The following is a 15,288-nucleotide window of genomic DNA, read 5'->3' as shown; positions in this document are numbered from 1 at the left end:
TTCGCTCACCGTAGTGCACGCCTAGGGTTAATGAAAGCGCCTCTTGCCGCGAAGTGGCAGAATGTAGGCTCCTCAGCCCGTTGGCTTCAACACAGCGCGTGCTTCCTTTTCGGCGGGTGACCCCTTCACCCATTGCCACGGGGTGCGCGGCTTCCGCGCCTTCGCCAGTTCAGGGTTCGTTTTGGCGTCGCTGGCGGCGGCGCGCAGGCGTTCGCGGGCCTCGCGCGGGTCGATCTTCAGTTCGTCGCAGATGGTCTTGAGCGTCACGATATCAGTCATGTCGATCTCCTAAGTTGCTGATGAAGATCGATAAGATGCAAGGCCAGAGCGTGTCAGGGATAACCCTAGAACGAACATGACGCGTTGGGGCAATCAAGCGTCTATAAATTGAAGAACTTCGTCGCATTCCAATGAAACGAGCCTCTCTACAAATTCTTTGGGCACTTCTCGTCCGCAGACTTCTGGCGTCTCATTTACTCCGATCATCCGCAACAGTCGAATGACCTTCGTTTCCTTTTTGGAGGGGTGCCCCCATGTCTTTTTTATGGCTCTTGAAGGATCAGCGTTTCCTTGACTCAACAGCTCTCCGAGTAGAACTTTTAGGTATCGCTCTACTGGGAGGTCTTCGAGTAGGTGTTCATCATAATGCGCGACTGCTTCATGTGTGAGACGGATGACTGAAGCTGCCTCCTTAAACGTAGGGGCCTCGCCAGCCTTGAAGTTGCTGATGAAATCACCAATGGTTAATCCGCTATAGCCTGAGGCAAACCAATCCGCGTGATCTCTCAGTATTCGAAAGGTACTCTTTTCGAGTTTATCATCTGAAAGCGAATGTACTCTTTGATTTCTCCACTGAATGGCAACCAGCAATGCAGCTTTGTGCTGCTGCTTCAGTGGGGGTAGGTTTTCATCAAATACGTCAAGGCGCCTTGCCACGCTGCGACCTGTTCCATCTAATGCTGCACGAAATTCCTTGTCTGCAATAGCTGATGGCTTTCTTGCTGACATCATCATGAAAGTGTCGAGAGCGTCGATTGCACGAATGAGAGCGAGATCAAGTACGAAGACACGGCTCCTCTCTGCTGATCGCTTTACGTTCTGGGGGTTCCACGATGTTCGGAATTCAGAACTAATGTCGACTTTCCCTGAGCGAACGCCATCCAGACCAACTAGAACGGTAATCAAAAAATGGTTGGCTTGACCCAGCAAGTCCTTGAACGCCCGACGGGCATGAGTTCTGTTTAATTCATACATAGTAGTCCTGACGCCGCGCGCGAATCGAACGCGCCCGTCCGCTTTAAAAGAGCATCTAGAGCCATTTGAAGGCGGGGCTCACCGTGAGCTTACGACGCAAGGTCACCTTACGGGCTGTAGCATAGGAATCAAGCCTGCAGCGGCCACCTCCAATGTCTCGGACCGAAGGGGTATGCTTCATTACGTGCATCCTCTTGCTTGCGAGTTACGTGGCGCATGATTGGCAACTGCAACTAACCCCGAGGATCGAGAGCGAAACGCGCGCGCGGCGGCGTTGAGCCAGGAGCGCCGGGGCGTGCCTCGGGCATGGTGATCCCGTCGCAATACTGGCTGGCGCGCTGTGCGGCGCGCTCATGGCGATCATCCCGGCACCTGCACGGACGCATTGCTCCCCCTTTGGTCTTCCTTGCCGGCACGGGAAGCACCCTGACGGGTGACAGTCCACGATCTTATTGCGCTGGCATTGAAACCAGCCAGTAAGGATATCGGCATGAGATACGCGCGAAGCGGGCCTTCAACGGCCAGACGAAAACATCTTTGGCAACTGGCACGGCCTGTGGTGCCTGCTGTTCGGCCCGTTCTACTACCTGTTCAAGGGCATGTTCCTGTGAGCGATCTTTTCGCTGATCACGGCGAACGGCCTGTGGGTCGGCTTTCCCCTATTCAATCGCGCCATCGTGCTGCGCCACTACCATCGCAAGGGGTGGGTGCAGGGATGACCGCCGGCACCTCCACCAAAGCAGTTTGCCACCCGAGTGGAACCCGGCGCACGATACTGACCCCCAGTGGGAACGGGAACCGCATGAAAAAGGCTCGGCAAATTGGCTCCGGCTCGCATCCGACAGACTGATAGATAGTCAACGGGTCGCTCTGAGACGGCCTCGGCCTCGGGGACTTGAGGAGTAAGGGCCAGCTTCAGGCGCAAGACCTTGGAAGAAGCATCCGGTCATGGGGGCGGACCAGTGCACCTGAAGGGTGGATGCCCAAGGCTGTCGCCCGGTTTCGATCCCAAGGTCGAGCACTTCGGTAGACACCTGCAGTGCCGCGCCGCGGTGCCCTCCTGGAGGCCGTGAGCGGCTCGCTGGTGCGCGAGTCGATGTTGAGTGGGTGCCGAGGACCGATGGCGACGGAGCGCATCCACGGCCCGCACAGCGGTCGAGGGTTCGAGAGCTCCACGCGGTGAGTGCGGCATCGGTGCCGGCCATTGCGGGGAAATAGCTTTGAGGAGGGTCGGCCGACGCTCAGGTTCGTTTCGTTAAGGCGGAGGCCGCTGCAGGCGTTTGCGCTACGGCCTGATTGGCGCGCTTAGGAGTGTGTTGAGGCTTCTCACCGCTGAAGCTTCTTGCCGGTAGCTAGCAGCTTCGAGGCAGGCCGTGACGGCGGCTTGCCCTTGACGAAAAAGCACTTGCTCAAAAGTCGCACACGTGCGGTGATTTTGAACAAGTGCTAGTTGCTGAGGCTCAGGGCAGCGACCAGACGGAGACCTTACCGTCCTTAGCCTTGATGACCCCCAGCTCTTCGCCCGCTCGCCGTAACGTGGGCAGCGAGATGCCTTCTGCTTGGGCCCAACGGTCGAGGTCTTTCTTCTTTGCCGCACCTTTTCGCAGTATGCCCTCCAGCCACACGTTTGCTTTGTCCCGTTCGCGGGGCGGCCGTCCACGCTCGGCGTCTGGTGGTGCTAGCAATTCATCCGCGGTCAGTCCCGGTTCCACGGCACGCCAGTCAACACGAGGGTGCGACTTCGGACCAGTGCTCACCATCTCGAATACGATGGTCGGTCCGGGTTCCGCATAGTTCGATTTGGAATGAGCGACAGCGCGTAGGCGTGGGTTGTCGGGATGCGGGGCGAGGATTAAGCCCGAGCGAACGCGGGCGGAGATCGAAATCGACCCTATACCCTGGTGCATTGCGTGATCCGCACGTGCCTTCCGCAGGTGCCGCACTATCAAGATTGCAGTGTCGAATTCGCGCGCCAGCCGGTCGATCTGGACCATGAAGTGCATGGTCTCGGTCGCATTATTGCCGTCGGTCCCCTCCTTCATAAAGGCGATAATAGGATCGATGATGACGAGAGCTGGGGTATTTGCTGTCAGCTCATGTTGAAGTAGGGCGAGGCCCCTAGTGTCTAGGCTAAACGGCTCCTCTTGGTACCGAATTTTAGAGACGTCGGCGCCTGCTTTAATCAGGCGAGGTTTCAAGACTCGCGAGGGTTCGTCTTCGGCGGACATGAAGAGGACCGAACCCTTTTCAATTCGGTCGGCGAAGGGCGACGGTTTTCCAGTAGTCACCGCGGCCGCGATGGCGCACGTGAACGTCGACTTGCCCTGCCCCATGTTTCCATCAAGTACGGTTAGCGCCCCTTGCACGATGTAGGGGTAGTGAAGGAACTTCGGCTCCGACTCTTCAACATCCCCTAGCCAACCGAAGGCCTCGTCGTGCCCACTCGCATAACGGTCGATGCTTAAGGCGATGCGCTCGACCTCTTCGGAGTCCAGAGGCGGGCTGCAAGAGATACTGTTGATGGCTTGAAGTGCTGACGAAATGGCCGACTGCTCAAGGCCGCGGAAACGCAATGAGCCGGCAATACTCGTCAGCTGATCGTTTCTGTTACCCTGCCTAATAGAGGTCTTCAATTTGACCTTTACTGAAGGAGTGGGTTGGCGAGCCAGCGAGCGCCGAAATTCGTCGGTCAGCTCGACAATAGGGGCAACTACTTTGCCTTTCTTCTTCTGCACGCGATATCGTCGCCCAGACTTGTGCATGCTGGGTGCCACCACGATATATCCGCTGACGCTATCCTTGATGTCGATGCCCGCAAGATGAGCTCTACTTTTCGGCAAGGGCTCACGGGTGCTATAATAATGGTGTTCGCCGCGTCCGGTTTTGACGGAAAAAGTCTTTGGCAAATTCAGTTTCGTGAAGGTCTCGACCCCTTCGGGTCCATCAACGTCAAGCACTACCACGCCTTCAGGGAGCACGACGCCGACATTTGCCGATGGGTATTGCTCGAAGGCTCGTCGAATCATGGCAGGACTGTCTGTGGCGCTATGTTGCCCCTTGGGAAACAACTTCGCGATGGGGTGCTTTCCCGGGCTCTTGCAGCGCTTGCCACATGTGCAATTTCCGCTGTCGCTAATGCCATGGAGGGCAACGATTTTGCCTCCACGTTGCGCCCACGCAAGTGCGGATTTGAGGGTCGAAGACGACAACATGTCACCCTCGAAGCGAAATGCTTTCGGCATCTCATTTCTCCTAATTCGGGTGGATCAGTATTCGGCGTAGTGGGTGCGCGAGCGCTCAGCGGCGCGCTCTGCTAGCCAGTCCTCAAGCTCACTGGAGAGCCATGCCACGCTCGTCCCCGCGAGTCTCACGCGCCGGGGAAAGCGACCGCGCGCCTCCCAGCGGAGTAAGGTCGTGTTGCTGGCTTGGATGCCAAGGCGCTTCAAGTCGTCGCGCGTGGCTAAGGTCTTGCGACCGGTGTCGAAAGTCATCTTATCTTCCTTCAGCTTGTGGTGAAGGAATGCGTATTCCGTCTCATCGACCGATGAGCTGAACGTAATAAGCGGCTTTGACTACTAAAACTGAGCGGTAATCAGATCGCTCACTGATTGGTTTTTTTGCGACGACCGGGTCTGCTCAGGTCTTCGCGCCCCGTCTTCTTGATGGCTTCCTCTCGAGCCTCTTTGAACGCCCTTTGGGACAGGGACGAAAATTTCGTCTTCGCCTTTGCTCGTAGCTCCTCGTACGTGGGGCAGTAGCTCTGGTCTCTAAGCTGTTCAACGAGCCATGCTAGACATTGGGTTTTCGCCCGCTGGGTGGTAAACGACCGCTCCTCATGGCTCCGCATCCAGCCGCTCAGGTCGTCGCGGTGGATCTTGCAGTAGACCGGCTGGTTCGCCCGCGCGTGAAAAACTCGGTCTTCACGAAGCAGGATCTGGAAGAACTCATCAACGTCCCTTGGGAGGAGATCGCCGTCGAACGAAAAGTCCGTGGTAGACCAATGAGCTCTGACCTGGCCGCTCTTCAGCGCGTTCCGCAGTATTAACCGAACCTCTCGGTGCTCGTCTGCGTCGGGGTCGTCAATCCACGTAGCGTTCCAGTCGTCCTCGTAGGCTGTTCTCCCCACCAGATCGAAGGCTTCCCTAGGCTCGACGAAGGGGTCCGAGGTGAGGTTTGACATCGAGCGCTTCAATCTGCTGCGTTAGCTTCCGAGACCACGCGTCCAGCGCAGCTCGCTTCTCGTCTGCATATGAGTAGACGTTGTAGATCGCTGCCACGCCTGAGACCACACCCGTCTTGTGGTTCAGCAGCGCCTCGGTCACGGGCTGTGGTACGCCCATCATCGCCATGTTCGTGGACATCGTGCGGCGCAGGTCATGAATGATCCACGGTTGGGTGCCTTCCGGGAGCGTGCGGTCGAGCCGGTCTTTCAGGCGACCGAACCCCGAGACGGCAGATCTACCGGTCGTCGTGAACACGAAGTCGGAACCGAGGAACCTCGGCACCCCGCGTAGTAAGTCCAGCATCGCGTCGGTGAGCGGTACGGTGTGCTGCCTGCCGTTCTTTGCCCGCTGCGAAGGCAGAGTCCAAAGGCGCCTCTCCAGGTCGAGCTCCGACCACTGCATTTCCGCGACCTCAGCGCGTCTCTGGCCGCTCAGAATTAGCAGCTTCATGCAATCCCCGAACGGATAGCCTTCGGCGTCGGAGGCCGCCCACAGCGCCCCTAGCTCATCGTCCGTTAGCACTCGCTCGCGCGACCGCTCCTTCGACAACGGCTTCATCCCGGCGATGGGGGAGGCGTCGATCATGCCGCGCTCGACGCACCAGCCCATGAGGTGCTTTAGGTGGGCTAGGGCTCGGTTCGCGCTGACCGGGGCAGAGCTGTGGATCACGTCGCAGGCTTTAACGACATCAGCGCGCTTGATCTCGTCGATCCGTCTGCCATGCAAGGCGGTGAACTTCGCCAGTAGCGCTTCTTTGCGCTTCCAGTCGCGGTTGTGAACTTTGGCGTGCTTCTCGATGTAGTCGGGGATCACGTCGCCCAGCGTGGGCTTGGTTTCGACCTCGATGCCGGGGATATCCTCGAACCGACCTGTCTCGATGGCGTAGAGAACCTGCCGCACCCGTTCGCGCGCTTCGGCCAGCGACATGATGGGGTACCGTCCGATGGTCAGGCGAGGCATCGTGCCGTTGATGCGCTTATGCAGACAGAACGTCTTGGTGCCGGACTTGCTGATGCGCAGAACGAGACCCGGCATCAACTCGTCACGGAAATCGAGCCGTTTCGACGGGTTTGGCCTCTGGCCTTCGATGAGCTTGGCGGTGAGTTTACGTTTCATAAGCCCATGATAAGCTGGGCGGGTGATCCGCGTCAGGGACAACCCTAGATGGTTTGCAATAGATATGATCAGAACGGAGCACCGTCTTGGCCAAGCATCGAACATTCGAAGATATGGTCGGCACGGGGTTTCGCTGGCCGCAACTTGGCGATGATCCCTTCGAATTGCCCGAAGACGGTGAGCATCATGCCGTAATAGCTGAGAACGACTTTTCACGGTTTGTGCTAATGATGCAGGGTTACAGGCGTTCCGCCGACGCCCTTGTGGAGCAAGCCATAGAGGACTTTCGCGAGGCTGATTTCCTAATTTTTCCAATCGTTTTTCTTTACCGCCACGCGTTGGAGTTGAATTTGAAGTATATCATCAACGTGTACGGTCATCACGTCGGGGTCGAGCAGATTTGGAATTCCCATGATTTTGAGAAGCTATGGCCTGAGTTTGTGAAGGTCTTGGACGGCTTCGGCACTGATGACCCGGATCAGGCTGATCAAATTGTTGGCGGTGTTATAGCTGAGTTTGGGAACGTCGATCCCAAGTCCTTTTCTTATAGGTATCCGCGCGACAACCGTGGCATTCCGGTTCCCCTTGCCAACGCCCGAATGGACTTGATGCGTCTCCGGGATGTGATGAACGGCGTCTTCGGCTACTTCTCTGGAACGGACGGCTACCTTTCCGATCTGGTCAATGCGTGAGTGAACAGGCAAGACACACTCTTGAGTGCGTGGGTATCGCTGGGGTAGCAGGAGCAGCGTGCTTGAATGCTTCGGCGCGAGACGGACCGAGACGATCTGCCAAGCTTAAAAGGCAAGGTTTGCAATCGACTACGTTACGCGTTGAGCGATCCTGAGGCGGTGCCTGCGGATCATAAGGCTAATTGATAATCCTCGTGTCGGTGGTTCAATTCCGCCCCCGGGCACCATGACATTCAAGATTTTCTACGGGTGCCGGACGCTTGCGCTCCGGCCCGGACCAACCACTGGCTCGCCCCTCCCGGCGAGCGGGAGCTGCGCCGCCCGTCCTCGAGCTGCTTCGAGACTGCGTTCGGAGCCCAGCGTCGGGAGGATTCGTCGGCAGTCCTCGCCGACCCTCGCGAAGCGACCTGTCCATGTCGTGTTCGTCATATTTTATGGACAGGTCAAACCCGCCAGCCTAAGACCGGAGGCACCAAATGTTCTTTTTTGCTGCATCCTTAATGGAAAAATTCGATGGCTGACGATTATGCGAGTGACCTCACCACGAGCGGGCGGGTCGGGGTCGGCGGCTCCACCGGCGGCAATATCGAAGAGCGGGGCGATCTGGACCTGTTCGCCGTCGACCTGGTGGCGGGGCAGGCCTACACGATCGAGGTCGGGCCCGGCGCGCCGGGGGAGGTCCTGCCCGATCCGTTCATCCGCTCGGACAATCCGCAGTACCTGACGTCTTCCATCCTCGGCCTGTTCACCGCCGACGAGACGCAACTGGTGATGGACGCGTCGGGCGGCGAGCTGCTGCCGGTGGCGTCTTCGCCGCTGACGCAGATGTCGGAGGTCGGCTACGTGCCGACGGTTTCCGGGACCTACTACATCCTCGTCGGCGGCTCGACCACGACCGTGAACGAGTCGGGCATCGGCAGCTACACAGTCTCCGTCGCCACCCCCGTGGCGGACGATTTCTCCGACACCATAGCGACAACCGGCAGCATCGCCGTCGGCGGGGAGAGCGGCGGGGTCATCCAGGTCGCCCACGACCGCGACTGGTTCGCCGTCAAGCTGGAGGCCGGCAAGAACTACGAGCTCCAGGTGGACTCGATCCATCGGGCCGCCGACCACCCGGACTACGATACCGAGTTCGGCAATCTGCGGTTTCCGGTCACCGCGCTCTACGATGCCGCCGGCAACCGGCTGGCGCAGGAGAGCTACTGGAACGGGCCCGCCTTCGACAGCAGCCGGCTCGGCTTCACGCCGGAGGCGACCGGAACCTATTACTTCGAAGTGGCGACGGACCGTCCGCTCTGGGCGGTGCTCGAGGGGTATCCCAAGGGGCAGTACACCGTCTCGCTCAGCGATCCGATCGCCGACGACTTCGCCGGGGATGCGACCACGGTCGGGACGCTGTCGGAGGCGGAGACGGCGACCGGGACGATCGACTTCGTCGGCGACACCGATTGGCTGGCGGTCGAGCTCGAGGCGGGCCAAGGATACCTGTTCTCGATGTTCGCGCCGCATGACGGGTTGATCAGCGGGATCAGCTCCCCTCGGCTGGAGCTCTTCGGCCCGGACGGCACCAGCATCGTCAGCGAGTTCGGACTGGAGGGGGAGGCGCAGCTCGGCTTCGTCGCCGAGACGGGCGGGGTCTACTTCATCGAGGCGTCCGCGCGCGGTCCCTACAAGGGGGCGTTCGAGGTCGATGTATTCTCCGTCGAGGACGACTACACCGCGGATGCCGCGACCACCGGGGAAGTCCTGCTGGACGAGCCGACCTTCGGCTCGATCGAGCTGTCGCGCGACGTCGACTGGTTGGCCATGGAGCTCGACGCTGGCGTTCTCTACAGCCTAATGATTCCGGGCGAGGCCGAGTCCGGCATGATGGCGACCCTGATCGGACCGGACGGCGTACGGCGTCCGCTGAATTATTCGACCGACATCGTCTACGACACGATCTACCTCGCGGACGTCGAGACCAATGCGCCCTACATCGAGTTCGAGGTCCAGCAATCGGGCACGTATTTTCTCGAGGCGGAGGCCTTCGGCGCCTTCACGGGCGACTACGACGTGGTGCTGACCGAGCTCGCCGAGAGCCCGGCGACGGACGGAGTGCTGGCCGCCTTCGACCGCGGTGGCGCGGTGCCGAGCCAGACGATCCGGTATCATCTCGTCGACGCCTCCGACGAATTCTATAATCCCTACTACTTCGAAGCTTATGCGACTCTCGGCTTCACCGATTACCAGGTCGACCTGATCGAGGGCCTGTTCTCGTCGATCGAAACCGTCGCCGATCTGCGCTTCGAGCCGGTGGACGACCTGCGCGCGGCCGATCTCCTCATGGTCCGCAACGCCGACGTCGATGCGGGCTCCGAGCAGACCGAAACCGTGTTCCAACCGCTCGCGGAGGGACGCGGCCTCATCATGGATCGGGGCGACTTCCAGCCCAGCGCGGAGGACCCGTGGATGGAGCCGGGGGCCTGGGGCCATGTCGACCTGCTCGTCTCCATCCTGACCGGCCTGCGTCTCGATCATCCTCACGAGAACAACATCTTGCAGGGCCTCGAGCCCGGCCCGTTCGGGTACTACGACGAACTCGGTGACGCCGACCTCGCGCAGGGCATCTATACCGCAATGTCGCTCAACCGCGGCCTCCAGTCCTACCCCGATGCGACGCTGGGATCGGACCTGCCCAGCTATTCCTACTACGGCTACGAAGCCGGGCCCATGGCCCTCGACATCGCCGCGCTCCAGCACAAGTACGGCGCGAACACCACGGCCCGCCTCGAAGACGACGTCTACGTCCTGCCGGACCAGAACGCCGTCGGGACGACATGGACGTCGATCTGGGACGCGGGCGGCATCGACGCGATCGCCTATGAAGGCGCGAGCGACGCGGTGGTGGACCTCCGGGCCGCGACGCTGGATTACGAGCACGGCGGTGGCGGGTATCTCTCGGCGGTCGAGGGGATCGCAGGCGGCTACACCATCGCTGCCGGCACCATCATCGAGAACGCCTCGCTCGGCTCCGGTGACGACCGTGTCACCGGCAACGCGGCCGACAACATTTTCAGCGGCGGGGACGGCGATGACAGCCTGCGGGGCGAACTCGGCAACGACACGATCGACGGCGGGGCCGGCGACGACGTGCTCGACGGGGGCGACGGTGACGATGTGCTGTCGGGCGGCGACGGCGAGGACGTCCTAACCGGCGGGCTCGGCAGCGATACTCTCGAGGGCGGTGCGGGCGACGACAGCCTGTTCGGCGGCCTCGGGGAAGACAGACTGGATGGGGGCGACGGGATCGATAGCCTTGTCGGCGGCGCTGGCCGCGACATCCTCGCGGGCGGCGCGGACGCCGACAGCCTGACGGGCGGCCTCGACGACGACCTCCTGGACGGCGGCGGTGGCGACGACACGCTGAACGGCGGTTCGGGACGCGACAGCCTGTCGGGCGGCGACGGCGACGACGTTCTCGACGGGGGCGCCGAGGACGATGTGCTGTCGGGCGGCGAGGGCGAGGACGTCCTGACCGGCGGGCTCGGCAGCGATGCTCTCGAGGGCGGTGCGGGCGCCGACAACCTGTTCGGCGGCCTCGGGGAAGACAGTTTGGATGGGGGCGACGGGATCGATACGCTCGTCGGCGGCGCTGGCCGCGACATCCTCGCTGGCGGCGCGGACGCCGACGACCTGAGGGGCGGCGACGACGACGACCTCCTCGACGGCGGCGACGGCGACGATCTGGTCTCGGGCGGCACCGGGGCCGACAGCCTCACCGGCGGGCTCGGCCGCGACAGCCTCGCCGGTGGCATTGGCGACGACCGCCTGTCGGGCGGCGACGAGGACGATGTTCTCGAAGGAGGCGTCGGCGACGATGTGCTCGCGGGCGGCACCGGCGCCGACATCCTCGACGGCGGCGCGGGGAGAGACCGGCTCGCGGGCGGCGCGGGCGACGACAGGCTCTCCGGCGGCGCAGCGGCCGATCGGCTGTCGGGCGGAGCCGGAGGCGACTCCCTGTTCGGCGGGTCGGGGACCGATCGGCTCGACGGAGGAGACGGCCGTGATGCGCTCCGTGGGGGTCAGGAGGCCGACGTCCTTTACGGCGGCGAGGCCGATGACCGGCTCTGGGGCGGCAGCGGAGATGACAGCCTGCGGGGTGGCGATGGCGACGACGAGATACGCGGCGGCAAGGGTGACGACCGGTTCCACGGTGGCAGCGGCGACGATCGTCTGGTGGGCGGCGAGGGAGATGATCGCGTGCGGGGCGGCGCCGGCGACGACACGATGATCGGCCGCAACGGAGAAGACCGGCTCAAGGGCCGGAATGGCGACGACCTCCTCCTCGGCGGCAAGGGCGACGACAGGCTGCGCGGCGGCAATGCCGAGGACGTCCTGAAGGGTGGCGATGGCGACGATCTCCTCCACGGCGGCCGCGGCGACGACAGGCTCCGGGGCGGCGACGGCGAAGACCTCCTCCGAGGCGGGTCTGGAACCGACGATCTGGTGGGAGGTGCCGACGCCGACAGCTTCATCCTGAAGCTCGGGGATGGAGCATCGCACTGGCGTGACGCTGACAGGATCAGGGACTTCGAGGACGGCATCGACCTGATCGGCCTCGCCGGAGAACTGACCTACAACGATCTGTCGATCCACGCGCGACGGGGGGCTGCTGTGGTGCGCGATGATGGCGAGATACTCGCCATCGTTGACGGCGCCGCAGGACAGCTCACGGCCGCAGACTTTTTCGAGTTGTAGCGGCCGCGTGGCGGCCCCGAGCCCACCGGGCGCGGTTGGTCGGGGCTGCGGTGCGCGTGGCGACGGAAAATGCCGTGCCCTGCTTCCAGCCCGCAAGCAGCTGCGCCGTCTTCTGTACGGCGGGGGAACACCTGTCGGCAGTGGCACTGAAGCTGTGCGTCTGCGTCACGGATCCAGTTCCGCCTGCGTAAGCAGGTCAAGTGTCGCCGGCGCGCGATCGGGTGCAGAGTTCGCGCTCACGAAACCGAATGGGAGGCGGGCCCGTTAGGAGGCCGACTGGCGGAAGTATGCATCGGAAGCGCGATGTGGGAGTGGCTACAGCAGAACACGGCCGTCTTCGGCGCGCTGATGAACGCGCTCATGGTGTTCATCTGGATCTTCTACCTGCAGTTGTTCCTGGTCGGCTTCCTGCGTCAGCGCCGCTCGGTCATCCACATCAGCCGCGGCGCGGCCAAGGACGAGAAGGCGCGCTGCATCGTCACCAACATGGGCTCCGAGCCGGTCTACCTGGTTGCCGTCGTGGTAGACCTCGAGGCTGAGGGCAAGCGGCACCGCGCCGTCGTCACCGACCGCGACGAGATCCCGGAGGAGGACGCTGACAACCCGCTCCAGCGCACCAACGAGGGGCCGCTGGCCAGCGGTGAGGCGCTCGACGTGGGCAGCTTCTGGGAGCTTGCGCAGCGGGCGGGCCGACGGCTGGGCGCGGAGTTCGATCTCGGCGAGGCGACGGCGATGGTCGTCACCGCCGTCGTTGCCTCCAACCAAGCCACCAGGCTCCAGGGCGGATACAAGCGCTTCGACATTCGCCACGAGGACGGCTGGGCCTCGTTCACGCCCTCGCGGGTGCTGACCCGACAGATCACCTCCCCCTGGCGCCGTCGGGGCCTGATGAAGGTGCTCGATACCGAGGGGGAGCTATAGGGGGCGGGGCCGACCCCACGTATCGTGGCGGCGTCGATCTTGAACCCGCACCCCCGGCGCTCAACGCACTTTCGGCACGCTGAGGTCACCTGCATCCTCCAGCGGGGTGACAGCGGAGGGGCGAGGCAGCAGTTCATCCAGCGTGAGCTTGCGCGGGATTGGGTCAAACTCCTCCGAGCAGGTCTGACGACGCCACATCGGCCTCCATCTGCGCGGCGAGGGCGTCGTGGAGGGCCGCCGAGGTGCCGAACACGCCGCTTTCCAGGTTCAGTCGGGCGCTGAAGAGGTCGAGGTTGAAGCTGCTGACCGACGACCAGTTGCCGTCGATCAGCGCGACCTTCGCGTGCAGCATCCGGGGCTTGTAGAAACAGATCGTTACGCCTTGACGTGCCAAGGACCGCGCGAAGCGGTGTCCGAGCACGTCGAGGGGCCGGTGGTCGCTGCGAGCCGGCATCACGATGCGCACCCTCACGCCGCGTCCGGCCGCGGCGATAAGGGCGCGCCTCAGGCGGCGGTCGGGCAGCAGATAGGGCGTCGTCAGCGACACGGACTCCTCGGCGGCCGCGATCCTCTCGGGCAGGCACTTGCGCAGATCGGGCGTGGTGTGAGGACCCGGTCCGCTCGCCGCGAAGCACCAGCCGTCGGGGGCCGCGCCGTCCGTCTCCAGCGGGGGCGTGCCATCGACGTTGCTCCGCGCACCGCGCCAGGCGCTGTCGAAGGCCGAGGTGATGGCAGGCGGAAGCGGACCATCCACCTGGATCATCGTGTCGCGCCAGGTCGACATTCGGTCCTGGTAGCAGGAGCCGCCAACCATGACGCGGGCCTTGTCCACGATCAGCGTCTTGCGATGCAGGCGCGGGGCCCGGGAGACCGGGTGCCGCAGGAGGGCGGACAACGGATTGAACATCGAGATGCGCCCACCGGCGCGCCGCAGGGCCCGCCCGCCTTCGCTGCGCTCCAGTCCGCGGCAGCCGAGCCCGTCGGCGAGAAGCCGGACGGCAACCCCCTCCCGCGCCTTCCGCGCCAGCAGGTTGAGCAAGTCCCGCCCGACGCCTTGCTTGCCGATGATGTATTGCTCCATGTCGATGCTATGCCGCGCTTCTTCGCACTGCCGGAAGACCGCCTCCCAGATGGCCTGGTTGTCGTGGAACAGGCTCCAGGCAGGATTGGCGCATGGCCACCGCGCATGGTCGTTCTCGGCCTGAGCATCGCGAGTCATGAGGGGGCAACGCCGTTGCCGGGAGGATGTTCACAGGTACCGCCACCGCCGCTCGATGCCGCTGCCGAACGTCGTGCTTGGCGCCGCCAAACCCGCCGCAGCTCGCGCACCGCCGGCCATCCTCGACTGCGCCTCTGCCTGAGGGGTCGGCTCCGCAATGTTCCCCCCATACACCTCTCAGGCAGACTCGCGGAACGTTGCGGACCGTCGCGAGTTTCCCTTACCCGACATGCAGCGCACCTGCCTTCCCATCGCGCCCGAACCGGCCACCGGCAACGCCTGCTCTCCATCTGATTGAAGGGGTCCTTCCATGCAGCACTTTGCCCGCACTGCCTTGCTCGGGCTCGCCGCGAGCTTCATCATCTCCGGCTCCTCCCACGCCGCTGAGGACATCGAGACGCCCGACTATGAGGTCCTGGACACCGAGGCCGCCGGCGCGGCGCCGGGTGATACCATAGAGTTGCGCCGCTACGCCCCCATGATCGTGGCTGAAGTGACAGTGGAGGCCGGCAACCGGGACGAAGCCTCGTCAAAAGGCTTCGAGCCGCTCGCAAGCTACATCTTCGGGCGCAACGCACCTGGCGGCACGATCGCGATGACCGCCCCGGTGACCGCGACGCCGGACGCGAGCGGTGAAGGCGGCGGCGAGACGATCGCGATGACCGCTCCGGTGACCGCGACGCCGGAAGCAAGCGGTGAAGGCGAAGGTGAGACGATCGCCATGACTGCCCCCGTGACGACCGCTGCGACCGACACAGGCGACGAGCGATACATCGTGCGCTTCATGATGCCCTCGAGCTACACGATGGAGAGCCTGCCGGAGCCGCTCGACCCTGATGTGCGCCTGTCACGCCTTCCGGAGCGGACGCTGGTGGCTCTTCGGTTCGTCGGTGAGCGGTCGGCCGAGCGTGTGGAAGCGGCCGAGCGGGCCATCAACGACTACATCGACGCGTCCGGTCTTGAGCCGTCCGGTCCTTTCGTGACCGCTGGCTACGACGGCCCTCAAACGCCGCCCTCGGAAAAGCGCTGGGAGGTTCAGCGCCCAGTGCTCTCTGCCGCCCCCGTCACGCAGTAGCGGACGAGGCCCACCCTCCTGCCATGTGCACCTGGCGGGCTGTGG

Annotated in this window: 11 protein-coding genes; 4 read left to right on the top strand and 7 right to left on the bottom strand. The window is 63.0% G+C overall.

Going from position 1 to position 15,288, the window contains the following annotated elements; translation table 11 throughout:
- Positions 1–72: 72 nt before the first annotated feature.
- From OG2516_RS16595 to OG2516_RS16580, 6 genes are all read right to left on the bottom strand, one after another.
- Positions 73–279 carry a hypothetical protein gene (locus OG2516_RS16595; RefSeq protein WP_007256925.1) on the bottom strand — a complete coding sequence of 69 codons (207 nt, stop codon included), beginning with the start codon at positions 277–279 and terminating at the stop codon, positions 73–75.
- Between the two features lie 93 nt (positions 280–372).
- Positions 373–1,254: a hypothetical protein gene (locus OG2516_RS20065; protein WP_156799412.1), complete on the bottom strand. Its 882-nt coding sequence runs from the start codon at positions 1,252–1,254 to the stop codon at positions 373–375.
- 1,460 nt (positions 1,255–2,714) lie between these two features.
- Positions 2,715–4,496 (bottom strand): bifunctional DNA primase/polymerase, encoded by a 1,782-nt coding sequence (locus OG2516_RS19745; RefSeq protein WP_083788628.1) that lies wholly within the window; start codon positions 4,494–4,496, stop codon positions 2,715–2,717.
- A 24-nt stretch (positions 4,497–4,520) separates the two neighbouring features.
- Positions 4,521–4,745 carry a helix-turn-helix transcriptional regulator gene (locus OG2516_RS16590; protein ID WP_007256926.1) on the bottom strand — a complete coding sequence of 75 codons (225 nt, stop codon included), beginning with the start codon at positions 4,743–4,745 and terminating at the stop codon, positions 4,521–4,523.
- Positions 4,746–4,855: 110 nt separating this feature from the next.
- Positions 4,856–5,434, bottom strand: coding sequence for a hypothetical protein (locus OG2516_RS16585; RefSeq protein ID WP_040616163.1), 579 nt, complete (start codon positions 5,432–5,434; stop codon positions 4,856–4,858).
- Positions 5,397–6,593: a tyrosine-type recombinase/integrase gene (locus OG2516_RS16580; RefSeq protein WP_050769188.1), complete on the bottom strand. Its 1,197-nt coding sequence runs from the start codon at positions 6,591–6,593 to the stop codon at positions 5,397–5,399. The genes OG2516_RS16585 and OG2516_RS16580 overlap by 38 nt, the downstream gene beginning before the upstream one ends.
- Before the next feature lie 86 nt (positions 6,594–6,679).
- Here OG2516_RS16580 and OG2516_RS16575 point away from each other — a divergent pair, with 86 nt between their 5' ends.
- The 3 genes from OG2516_RS16575 (at position 6,680) to OG2516_RS16565 (ending at position 12,949) form a co-directional block, all read left to right on the top strand.
- Positions 6,680–7,285, top strand: coding sequence for a hypothetical protein (locus OG2516_RS16575; protein WP_040616161.1), 606 nt, complete (start codon positions 6,680–6,682; stop codon positions 7,283–7,285).
- A gap of 513 nt (positions 7,286–7,798) precedes the next feature.
- Positions 7,799–12,028, top strand: a complete 4,230-nt coding sequence (locus OG2516_RS19145) for a M10 family metallopeptidase C-terminal domain-containing protein (protein WP_007256929.1) — start codon at positions 7,799–7,801, stop codon at positions 12,026–12,028.
- Positions 12,029–12,331: 303 nt separating this feature from the next.
- Positions 12,332–12,949 carry a hypothetical protein gene (locus OG2516_RS16565; protein ID WP_007256930.1) on the top strand — a complete coding sequence of 206 codons (618 nt, stop codon included), beginning with the start codon at positions 12,332–12,334 and terminating at the stop codon, positions 12,947–12,949.
- Between the two features lie 163 nt (positions 12,950–13,112).
- Here OG2516_RS16565 and OG2516_RS16560 read toward each other — a convergent pair whose 3' ends face one another.
- Positions 13,113–14,168 carry a phospholipase D-like domain-containing protein gene (locus OG2516_RS16560; protein WP_007256931.1) on the bottom strand — a complete coding sequence of 352 codons (1,056 nt, stop codon included), beginning with the start codon at positions 14,166–14,168 and terminating at the stop codon, positions 13,113–13,115.
- Positions 14,169–14,478: 310 nt separating this feature from the next.
- Between OG2516_RS16560 and OG2516_RS16555 the strand changes: the two genes are divergently transcribed.
- Positions 14,479–15,243, top strand: a complete 765-nt coding sequence (locus tag OG2516_RS16555) for an SOUL family heme-binding protein (RefSeq protein WP_007256932.1) — start codon at positions 14,479–14,481, stop codon at positions 15,241–15,243.
- The last annotated feature ends 45 nt before the right edge of the window (positions 15,244–15,288 follow it).

Source organism: Oceanicola granulosus HTCC2516 (genome assembly GCF_000153305.1).
GTDB lineage: Bacteria > Pseudomonadota > Alphaproteobacteria > Rhodobacterales > Rhodobacteraceae > Oceanicola > Oceanicola granulosus.
The sequence above is the reverse complement of the archived record's forward strand: the minus strand, read 5'-3'. Positions and strand labels throughout refer to the sequence as shown.